The organism is Thermostichus sp. OS-CIW-20, assembly GCF_054061455.1.
In genome coordinates, this window is record NZ_JBSSEF010000052.1 from 1 (window position 1) to 9386 (window position 9386).

Here is a 9386-nt window from a genome sequence, read left to right on the forward strand (position 1 = left end):
GAAGACTTCTTTACTACTGATCAATCCATCCTCCTTCCGAAGTTGGTTTGCTAAGTGCTGCTATTGTACCCCTTGAGCCCTTAACAGGCTGTAACACTCTGGAGTGGTCACCTCTTGCAGGGCCGCTTTGAGGGCTCGACAAAAGTGAGCTATTTGTTGCAGTCCTTCTTCAGGCGTGGGGGCTTTGGCCAGCCGTTGCACAAATGCGCTGCCCACAATCGCCGCATCTGCTCCCCAGAGAGCGATCTGGCGGGCCTGGTCGGGAGTGGAGATGCCGAAGCCCACCCCAATCGGCAGGGGGGTTTGTTGGCGCAGTTGCTGCAGCAAAGCCGGGATCCGCTTTTCCAGGGTGGCCCGTTCGCCGGTGACGCCGGTGGTGCTGACCAAGTAGACAAAGCCACTGGACTGCTGGGCAATGCGGCGCATGCGCTCCGGGGGGCTGGTGGGGGCCACCAGCAGGATGAGGTCGATCTCTTCGGCCTGGGCTGCTTGTCGCAGGGATCCCGCCTCTTCCAGAGGCAGATCGGGGACGACCAAGCCGGCACAGCCGGCCTGCCGCAGTTGATGCAGAAAGTTGGGGATGCCGAGCTGGTGGATGGGGTTGTAGTAGGTGAACAGGATCAGGGGGGCCTGCAGCGAGAGACAGCGCAAGCCTTGTAGAATGGCGCCCAAAGTGACTCCCCGACTGAGGGCGCGGGTGGCTGCTGCTTGGATCACCGGCCCATCCGCCAAGGGATCCGAGTAGGGTACCCCCAGCTCGATGAGATCGGCGCCACTCTGATCCAGAACCTGCAAAGCCTCGAAGGTCGTCTCCAGGTTGGGATCCCCGGCGGTGAGGTAGGGGATGAGGGCTTTTTCACCACGGCTGCGCAGCGCCTGAAAGCAGGCTGTGATCCGAGTGGGCATGGGATCCATTCGATTCTGAGGAGATTGAGAGCATCCCCCACTGTAGCGTCTGCCGGGATCCCTAGGGGAGAGGCACAAAATCGTAGCCGGTACCGGAGCGGTTGCCGGGCTCAACCCGCACCAGCACATGGGGAGCATTGCGGTCGCCGGAGGGCAAGAAGCGCACCTCTCCCGAAGCCCCGTCCTGGAGGAGGAAGTTGGGATCCTGCAAACGGGCCAGCACAGCGCTGCGGCTGGTGGCTCCTTGGCTGAAAGCTTGCAAGAAAACCCGGGTGGCATCATAAGCCAGAGCGGTGCGCCAGCTCACCTGCCCTCCCCAGAGCTGGGCTGCCTTCTGGGCAAACTCGCGGTTGCGCGGCACCTGGGGATGCCAGGGTACCGCCACCACCAAGCCCTCTACCGCTGCTCCCCCTTCTTGCAATGTGGTGAGGCTGAAGAGCACATCGCCGCCCAGAAGAGCAAGGGGCTTACCAGCTACAGCGTTCTCGCGGGCTACGGCCAGCGCTTTTTAGGCTACGGAAGCCGTGGGAGCTAAAAAAGCTACCTGGGCTCCTTGGCCGACGGCCCTTTGCAGGCTGGCCTGGGGGTTGAAGTCCGACGCCGATAAGTCGAACTCCGCCAGCACGATGCCCCCTTCGCTGGTCAGGGTGGAGGCAAAGGCGTCCCGCAGGCTGGTACTGTAAGCGCTGTTGGGGTTGTAGAAGATGACCACCCTTTGCAGCCGCAACGTGTTGAGAGCATAACGGGCCAGTTGCGTGCCGGCCACTTGATCCGAGGGCACGGTGCGAAAAATGGCATCCCCCAGCATGCTGATGCGAGTGCTGGTGGAGGTGGAGGAGATCATCGCCAAGCCGGCAGGCTGATAAACCTCGGCTGCAGCCAGGGTGGCATCGCTGGTGTTATGGCCAATCACCCCCAAGATCTCAGGCTGCGCCACCAGGGCTTTGGCCACCGCTGCTGCTCGCTCAGGGTTATCGCCATCGTCGGCAATCACTACCCGCAGCAGCCGTCCTCCGATTCCCCCCTGTTGGAAAAGCTCCTCCTGAGCTTGTGCCACCCCCCGCAGGGTCTCTTTGGCGCGGTTGGGGTTGCTGGAGATGGGCACCACCACCGCCAGGCTCAAGGGACTGCCTTGCTGCTGGGCGCGGGCGTTGTTCAAGAAAATGCGAGCTTCCGGGTCGTTGCGGTTGCTTTGCAGACCCATTTCCAACACCGAGATGGCTGCGCTGAGGTTACCTTGGCGCAACAGCTCTGCAGCGGCAACGGCAGCGGGACTGCTATCGGCAAACAAGGTGCGCTCGCCGCTGGTCAGGAGCAGATCTTGTGCTCCACCCCCCAACCCTGGCAGCGATACTGGCGGTAGAGAAATGCCTTCCGGCCAGCGAACATAGCCCGCCTGCCAAGCACGATGACCGCCCCAGAGTAGCAATAGCCCCAAGGCAATGTAGACAATGGGTGGTGGAGACTTGGCAACCATATATAGAGAGAAAACGCTAGCTTTTGGCCAGCAAAGACACTGCTTGTATCCTCAGGAATCCTCAAAAGTCATCTTTCCAAGGATCTCTAAGGATCTCCGACTATGCATCAGCATGAGTGCGGGAGTATGTCACGGATCGGGACGGTAGGAAGGGCTGTTGCGGTATTGGCGCTCTAGCTGCTCCACAATGGAAATGGGAACGGATGAGGTCTCGGAGGGCTCTTCTGGCGAGGTGCCGATCTGCGTCTCGGTCTCCACATTGAACTGCCGAGATGTTGCCCAAACCACTGCTGCAATCAGCAAAAGGACGATAGCGGCACCGTAAAGAAAGGCGACGATGGCCATCGGGTCAACGGTTTAGCTTTCCCCTTCCATGATAAAGGCTGTCGAGAATTACCCACTTCAGGATCCCTTAGAGCAAGCCCTATGGGACTGGCACCGAGGAGAGGCCAAGGGATCCCTGCTCTTGCATGCCTACGGCCTGGAGGGGATCCCGTTGGCGGAAGAGCCCCAGGTGGTCTCCCCAGAGGTGTTCTTCACCCAGGAGCTGCCGGAGGTGGAGGCCATGGCTTTGGATCTATGCCGCGGTCGGGTGCTAGACATCGGCGCCGGCACGGGCCGCCACAGCCTGCTGCTGCAGGAGGAAGGATTGGCCGTGGCTGCCTTGGATCGCTCCCCTGTGGCTTTGCAGATTATGGCAGAGCGGGGGGTGTGTTGCCGCATTGCCGCCGATCTTTTCCACTGGGCGGGGCCAGGAGAGCCCTTCGATACCCTACTCCTGCTGATGAACGGCGTCGGCTTGGCGGGATCCCTGTCGGGCTTGGAGCGTTTTTTGCGCCTGGCTCGCCACTGGGTTCAGCCCACTGGCCAGTTGCTCCTGGATTCCACCGATTTGAGCGATGCCAGCGACCTCGCAGATCTGCGGAATCTGCCGGCAGAAGAGGGAGGGCGTTTAGAAAACTTGGAAGATCCCTCTGGCAAGCTGGCCGCTCCTGCCCACCTCGAAGCAGGTGGCTCAGAAGATTGGCAGGAAGGGAGCGAGGCAAAAGCCAAGGTAGTGAACTTTGTAGCCGAGTACAACGGCCAGCGGGGGGATCCCTTTCCCTGGCTATTTGTAGATCCGGAAACCCTGCTGCAGTGTGCCCACGCCAACGGCTGGCAGGGGCAGATTGTCTATCAAGAGCCGGAGGGGGCTTTTCTGGCACGCCTCACCCCCTTCTGAAGGACTCGCTAGTGGGAAAGGATCTGGGATAAAAACAGGCGGGAGCGCTCTTCTTTCGGATTGCTGAAAAACTCTTGGGGGGTGTTTTCCTCCACGATCTTGCCGCGGTCGAAGAAGATAATCCGATCCGCCACCTCGCGGGCAAAGCCCATCTCGTGGGTTACACACACCATGGTCATCCCCGAGCGGGCCAACTCCCGCATCACGTCCAGCACCTCCTTGATCATCTCTGGATCCAAGGCCGAGGTGGGCTCATCGAAGAGCATCACCGCCGGATTCATGGCCAAGGCGCGGGCAATCGCCACCCGCTGCTGCTGCCCCCCCGAAAGTTGCCCCGGGTATTTTTCTGCTTGCTCGGCGATCCCCACGCGGCTTAGCAGTTCCATAGCCCGCTCTATCGCCTCACTTTTTTTCATCTTTTTCACGTGGATTGGGCCAAGGGTTACATTTTGCAAAACCGTGAGATGGGGAAACAGGTTGAACTGTTGAAAAACCATGCCCACCTCGCGGCGAATGGCATCGATGTTGCGTAGGTCGCTGGTTAGCTCAATGCCATTTACCACAATGCGCCCTCTCTGGTGTTCTTCTAAGCGGTTCAACGTGCGAATAAACGTTGACTTGCCCGAGCCTGAAGGCCCACAGACCACCACCACCTCTCCGCGGCGGATGCGGGTGGTAATGCCCTTGAGGACGTGGAAATCGCCGTACCATTTGTGAACATCTTCGCATTGGATAATGTCAGCGCTGGCTGCACTTTGCGGAGAGAGTGAAGACCTTATGTGCGGGGATCCTTGCATGGGTGGGTGACTCCCTAAGTTTCACCAAAGCAGGCATGGGTACCATGGCAGAACTGGCCGAGCCACAACCGTAGCCTCTGCAACATTTCCATACGCCCTGACATGTAAGGCTTTGAGAAAATCGTAGGCGCCTATGGCAAACCATTCTATGGGGTGTGGGGTGTGGCAGGAGTGTAACCCAATGGCACGGTATCTCGGTTGAAGTGCCGTGTATGAACGACTGTTGACGACGAAGATCTTGAGGATTGACATGGGGTAATTTTATGAACTGGATAAAGCATTTGAACGGATTGGCTCCCTTGGCCGGGGCACTGGCGTTGTCTATGGGCCTGCAGTCCCTTCCCGCTTGGGCGCAGCTGGGGCCGCTCACCGACCGCATCAAGGCTCGGGGCGAGTTGATCTGTGGGGTAAACAACCAACTGCCCGGATTCGGCAACCTGGATGACCAAGGCAAGTATGTGGGTTTTGATATCGACATCTGCCGGGCAGTAGCTGCCGCTCTCTTTGGAGATCCGGACAAGGTTCGATACGTCTACCTGACGGCGGCCAATCGCCAGTCTGCGATTCAGGCGGGCGAGGTCGATATGATTAGCCGCAACACCACCTGGACCCTCACCCGGGATCGCGAGTGGGCGGTGACCTTCGGCCCCACCACCTACTACGACGGCCAAGGATTTATGGTGCGGAAGTCGCTGGGGGTGGAAAAGCTGGAAGACCTGAACGGGGCCACCATCTGTGTGATTGCCGGCACCACCACCGAGCTGAACTTGGCGGATACCTTCCGCGCCCGTGGCATTGCCTTTACGCCAGTAACCTTCGACGGCGATGATTCCTCTTTCAACGCCTACGAAGAGGGCCGTTGCGATGCCATCACCAGCGACCAAAGCGCCCTCATCTCCCGCCGGGCCAGCTTGGCTTCTCCCGACGACCACGTGATCTTGCCGGAGGTGATCTCTAAAGAGCCCTTGGGGCCGCTGGTTCCCCACGGAGATGAGAGTTTCTCCGACATTATGAACTGGACGGTCTACGCCCTCTTCTATGCAGAAGAAAAGGGGATCACCAGCGCCAATGTGGACGAGTTCCTCAAGTCGGAGGATCCCGACATTCGCCGCTTCTTGGGCCAGGAAGGCAACCTGGGAGAGCTGCTGGGCCTGAAGCCGGATTGGGTGGTCAATGTCATCAAGGCGGTGGGCAACTACGGCGAGATCTTCGACCGCCACCTGACCCCCTTGGGCGTGCCGCGGGGCTTGAACCAGCCCTACACCAAAGGTGGGATCCAGTACGCGCCGCCTTTCCGCTGATCGGCTGATTCGGAATCCGGGCCTAGGGATCCCGGTTGGTCAGTACCGGCCAGGGATCCCCTATTCTCTGCTGTGCTCTGAATTTTTGCTTGCCCCGCATGACTTCTCTGTCCGACCAGTCCCACCTTCGCCCCCCCTGGTGGCGGGATGAGCGCATCCTAAAAGTTCTGCTGCAGGTGGCCTTTGTCGTGGCCGTGCTGCTGGTGTTCGGGATCCTTGCTCAGAACCTCCTCGCCAGCCTGCGCCGCCTGGGCATCAGTTTGGGCTTTCGCTTTCTGGACAACTCCGCCAACTTTGGGATCACCGAGGGGCTGATCCCCTACGACCCCTCCGAGAGCTACCTGAAGGCTCTGGCGGTGGGAGCGGTGAACACCCTCTGGCTGTCGGCAGTCAGCATTGTGTTGGCGACGGCGATGGGCTTTGTCCTGGGGATGGCTCGCCTCTCCAGCAACTGGCTGGCCCGCCAGCTGGCCACCGTTGTTACCGAGATCTTTCGCAATGTCCCGGTGCTGCTGATCGTGATCTTCTGGTACCAGGGGGTGATCCTCACCCTGCCGGGGGTGCGCAACAGTCTCTCCATCGGCGGGCTTGTCTTTATCAACCAGCGGGGAGTGAAGCTGCCCGGGTTGGATCCCAGCGGCTGGCTGGTTCCCGCGCTGGCCATTGTAATCGCGGCTGGGTGGGGGATCCGCAAGCTGCTCCTAGTCTGCCGACCCGAGCTGGGATCCCTGCAGCGGAACCTGTGGGTGGCTGCGGGGGTGGTGCTGCTGGCGGTGGCCTGCTGGGTGCTCTTCCCAGAGCCGCCGGTGCGGCTGGATGTCCCGGTACTGGAGCGCTTTAACTTCCGGGGTGGGATCCAGCTTTCGGCGGAGTTTACCGCCATGATGCTGGGCTTGGTGACCTACACCGGCTGCTACATTGCCGAAGTGGTGCGGGGATCCTTTTTGGCGGTGCCGCGGGGGCAGTGGGAGGCGGCCCGGGCCGTCGGCCTGTCGGAGCTGCAAACCTTTCGCTTGGTGATTGTGCCCCAGGCCCTGCGGATCATGATCCCCTCCTTGAACACTCAGTATCTCACCTTGATTAAAAACTCCAGCTTGGCCATTGCCGTTGGCTTTTCCGATCTGTTCAACATCAGCAGCACCATCATCAACCAGTCGGGACGTTCGGTGGAGATGTTCGCCATCCTCATGGCCACCTACCTGACCTTTAACCTGGTGGTTTCCTACGGCATGAACTGGCTCAATGCCCGCGTCAAATTGGTGGAGCGCTAACCCATGCCCAGCAGTCTCTCCTCTCCCCTTGTAGAAGAAAAGGTACTCCCCCCCACGGAGAAACAAAGTCCGCTGGCTTGGGTGCGTCGCAACCTGTTTGACTCCTGGTTGAGCACCTTGCTCACCTTGGTCTCTGCCTTGGTGTTGGCCTGGGCAATTTCCCTGTTCTGGAACTGGGCGTTCACCCAAGCCCGCTGGGAAGTGATCCCGGCCAACCTGAAAATCTTTGCCAGCGGCACCTACCCCAGCAGCCAACTGTGGCGGGTGTGGGCGGTGCTGGGGATTGTACTGGCCACCCTAGGGGTAGCGGGGGGGGCTTGGGGCGGTGTGCTGCTGCACTACCTCATTCTCTTGGGAGCTGCTATGGGCTTAGCCGCGTTCCTGCCTTTGGGAACCCAGTCGCAGGGGTGGCTGGCGGTTTGCTCTGGCGTCACTTTTGCCGCTATTGCCCTCAGTCGCGGACGGGAATCCTGGCGGCTGGCTTCCATCTGGGTTTGGGCCTTGATCTTGCCCCTCTGTCTGGAGCTGCTGCTGGGCAACCTGGGCCCCAATTGGCCGGCAGTGCGGGCTGAGCAACTGTCTGGACTGCTGCTGACCTTGATCTTGGCGGCAGCCGCCATGATCATCGGCTTCCCCATTGGGGTGTTGCTGGCGTTGGGCCGGGCCAATCGGGCGTTGCCGGTAATCCGGATCTTCTGCACGCTGGTGATCGAGCTGGTGCGGGGGGTGCCTCTGACCACCATTCTGTTTGCCGCCTGGCTGTTGGTGCCCTTCTTTCTGGGGGGGATCAGCGTCAACCTGATCATCCGGGCGGAGGTGGCCTTCATCTTGTTTACAGCCGTGTACGTGGCCGAGGACGTGCGGGGCGGCCTGCAGTCAATCCCGCTGGGCCAGCTAGAAGCGGCACGGGCGCTGGGCTTGAACCCCTTTCAAGTGACCGCTTTGGTGATTTTGCCCCAGGCGTTGCGGGCAGCTGTTCCGGCGCTGGTGAACGAGTTCCTCACCCTCTTCAAAGACACGTCACTGGTGTTCATTGTCGGCCTCATCGACCTGCTGCAGGCGGGGCGCGTGGTGTTCACCAACCCCAACTGGCTAGGCACCCAGCGGGAAGTGCTGTTTTTTATCGGCCTAATCTACTTCATCTGCTGTTTTGCCATGGCCTATGCCGCCCAGCAGGTGGAAAAGGCGCTGGGCTTGGGCAAGCGCTAAAAACTGCAACCGCTCCCCTTCCCAGTTTCATCTGCTCAGGCCCCGGGATCCCCTTAACGGGCTTGGGCCACCGCCCAATGGCGAGGAGTGTTGGGCAAGTGCTTTTCCCTGGAGAGGGGGCAGCGCTAAGATAGCGGGGAACGTCTCGTTACACCTTGGCCCATGACCCTTGCCTCTGAGACCGAGTCCCCGGAACAAGCCGCGGCGGCCCCTGAGCCTGGTCGGGTGCGGGATCCGGAGTTTCCCTACGAGGTCGAGATGACCTTGATGGAGCACTTGGAAGAGCTGCGCAGCCGCCTGTTGGCCAGCGTGATCGCGGTGGCGATCTGCATCATCGCTTGCTTTGCCGTGGTGAATCGCATTGTCGCCCTGCTGGAGGTGCCCGCTCGGGGGGTTACCTTTTTGCAACTGGCGCCGGGGGAGTATTTTTTCGTTTCTGTGAAGGTGGCAGCCTACTCGGGGCTATTGCTGGCCACGCCCTTTTTGCTCTACCAAATTGCCCGCTTCGTCTTGCCGGGGCTGAGCGTGAAGGAGCGCAAGCTGCTGGGGCCGGTGGTGCTGGGATCCAGCCTTCTCTTTGTGGCCGGCTTGGTCTTTGCCTACTATCTCCTCATTCCGGCGGCGCTCAACTTTTTCATTCGCTACGGCGAAGGGGTGGTGGATCAGGCTTGGTCCATCGACCGCTACTTTGAGTTTGTGCTGCTGCTGCTGTTCAGCACCGGCCTGGCCTTTCAGGTGCCGATTTTGCAGGCGCTGCTGGGGGCGCTGGGGCTGGTGACTGCCGAGCAGATGTTCAAGGGCTGGCGCTACGTGGTTCTGGGCGCGGTGGTGGCGGGGGCCATTCTCACCCCTTCGACGGATCCCCTCACCCAGAGCCTTTTGGCCGGGGCTGTGACGTTTCTATATTTGTTTGGCATTCTGCTGGTGAAGCTCCTTGGCAAATGAGCCGAAGCTGCATGCGCTGATCTTGGCGGCTGGGTTTTCCACGCGGATGGGAGAGCCGAAAGCCTTTCTGCCCTGGAAAGACGGGCAAACCCTGCTCTCTTACCAGATTTTTCAGTGGCGACAGGCGGGGTTTCAACCCTGGGTGGTGCTGGGATCCCAGCATATGGAGTGGAGAGTATCTCGGAGTTTACGTGGTCAAAGGGCTTATCATTATCGTCAGAGATACAAGGGTGAAAAGTATACGGTTATTGGAGCTAT

Annotated in this window: 8 protein-coding genes and 3 pseudogenes; 7 read left to right on the forward strand and 4 right to left on the reverse strand. The window is 60.2% G+C overall.

The features are described 5' to 3' along the window. Nucleotides 1-60: 60 nt before the first annotated feature. The 3 genes and pseudogenes from trpA to ACVWXC_RS12910 all read right to left on the reverse strand — a co-directional run bounded on the left by trpA (nt 61) and on the right by ACVWXC_RS12910 (nt 2728). Nucleotides 61-906 carry a tryptophan synthase subunit alpha gene (trpA, locus tag ACVWXC_RS12900; RefSeq protein ID WP_457393171.1) on the reverse strand — a complete coding sequence of 282 codons (846 nt, stop codon included), beginning with the start codon at nt 904-906 and terminating at the stop codon, nt 61-63. 61 nt (nt 907-967) lie between these two features. Then, nucleotides 968-2383: pseudogene (locus ACVWXC_RS12905) on the reverse strand (ABC transporter substrate-binding protein). Nucleotides 2384-2512: 129 nt separating this feature from the next. Then, nucleotides 2513-2728, reverse strand: a complete 216-nt coding sequence (locus tag ACVWXC_RS12910) for a hypothetical protein (RefSeq protein WP_011430147.1) — start codon at nt 2726-2728, stop codon at nt 2513-2515. A gap of 28 nt (nt 2729-2756) precedes the next feature. Here ACVWXC_RS12910 and ACVWXC_RS12915 point away from each other — a divergent pair, with 28 nt between their 5' ends. Beyond that, on the forward strand, nt 2757-3605 hold the full coding sequence (locus tag ACVWXC_RS12915; protein ID WP_011430146.1) for a class I SAM-dependent methyltransferase: 849 nt from the start codon (nt 2757-2759) through the stop codon (nt 3603-3605). Nucleotides 3606-3613: 8 nt separating this feature from the next. Here the strand turns inward: ACVWXC_RS12915 and ACVWXC_RS12920 are convergent, their stop codons facing one another. Next, a complete protein-coding gene (locus tag ACVWXC_RS12920) occupies nt 3614-4402 on the reverse strand; it encodes an amino acid ABC transporter ATP-binding protein (RefSeq protein WP_011430145.1) in 789 nt (262 codons plus the stop codon). 263 nt (nt 4403-4665) lie between these two features. Here ACVWXC_RS12920 and ACVWXC_RS12925 point away from each other — a divergent pair, with 263 nt between their 5' ends. From ACVWXC_RS12925 to ACVWXC_RS12950, 6 genes and pseudogenes are all read left to right on the forward strand, one after another. Beyond that, complete coding sequence (locus tag ACVWXC_RS12925; protein WP_457393176.1) at nt 4666-5703, forward strand: amino acid ABC transporter substrate-binding protein; 1038 nt, start codon at nt 4666-4668, stop codon at nt 5701-5703. Nucleotides 5704-5801: 98 nt separating this feature from the next. After that, nucleotides 5802-6974, forward strand: a complete 1173-nt coding sequence (locus ACVWXC_RS12930; protein ID WP_457393179.1) for an amino acid ABC transporter permease — start codon at nt 5802-5804, stop codon at nt 6972-6974. A 3-nt stretch (nt 6975-6977) separates the two neighbouring features. Then, nucleotides 6978-8183, forward strand: coding sequence for an amino acid ABC transporter permease (locus ACVWXC_RS12935; RefSeq protein ID WP_457393182.1), 1206 nt, complete (start codon nt 6978-6980; stop codon nt 8181-8183). A gap of 162 nt (nt 8184-8345) precedes the next feature. Then, complete coding sequence (tatC, locus tag ACVWXC_RS12940; protein ID WP_011432564.1) at nt 8346-9128, forward strand: twin-arginine translocase subunit TatC; 783 nt, start codon at nt 8346-8348, stop codon at nt 9126-9128. A 46-nt stretch (nt 9129-9174) separates the two neighbouring features. Next, nucleotides 9175-9231, forward strand: a pseudogene (locus ACVWXC_RS12945) (hypothetical protein); the annotation flags it as partial. A gap of 60 nt (nt 9232-9291) precedes the next feature. Further along, a pseudogene (locus tag ACVWXC_RS12950) lies at nt 9292-9386 on the forward strand (IS630 family transposase); the annotation flags it as partial.

Excerpts from the sequence above, each read along its gene's own strand:
- ACVWXC_RS12925 (WP_457393176.1), top strand. The coding sequence starts at position 4,666 with ATGAACTGGATAAAGCATTTGAACGGATTGGCTCCCTTGGCCGGGGCA.
- trpA (WP_457393171.1), bottom strand. The coding sequence starts at position 906 with ATGCCCACTCGGATCACAGCCTGCTTTCAGGCGCTGCGCAGCCGTGGT.
- ACVWXC_RS12915 (WP_011430146.1), top strand. The coding sequence starts at position 2,757 with ATGATAAAGGCTGTCGAGAATTACCCACTTCAGGATCCCTTAGAGCAA.
- ACVWXC_RS12930 (WP_457393179.1), top strand. The coding sequence starts at position 5,802 with ATGACTTCTCTGTCCGACCAGTCCCACCTTCGCCCCCCCTGGTGGCGG.
- ACVWXC_RS12935 (WP_457393182.1), top strand. The coding sequence starts at position 6,978 with ATGCCCAGCAGTCTCTCCTCTCCCCTTGTAGAAGAAAAGGTACTCCCC.
- tatC (WP_011432564.1), top strand. The coding sequence starts at position 8,346 with ATGACCCTTGCCTCTGAGACCGAGTCCCCGGAACAAGCCGCGGCGGCC.
- ACVWXC_RS12910 (WP_011430147.1), bottom strand. The coding sequence starts at position 2,728 with ATGGCCATCGTCGCCTTTCTTTACGGTGCCGCTATCGTCCTTTTGCTG.
- ACVWXC_RS12920 (WP_011430145.1), bottom strand. The coding sequence starts at position 4,402 with ATGCAAGGATCCCCGCACATAAGGTCTTCACTCTCTCCGCAAAGTGCA.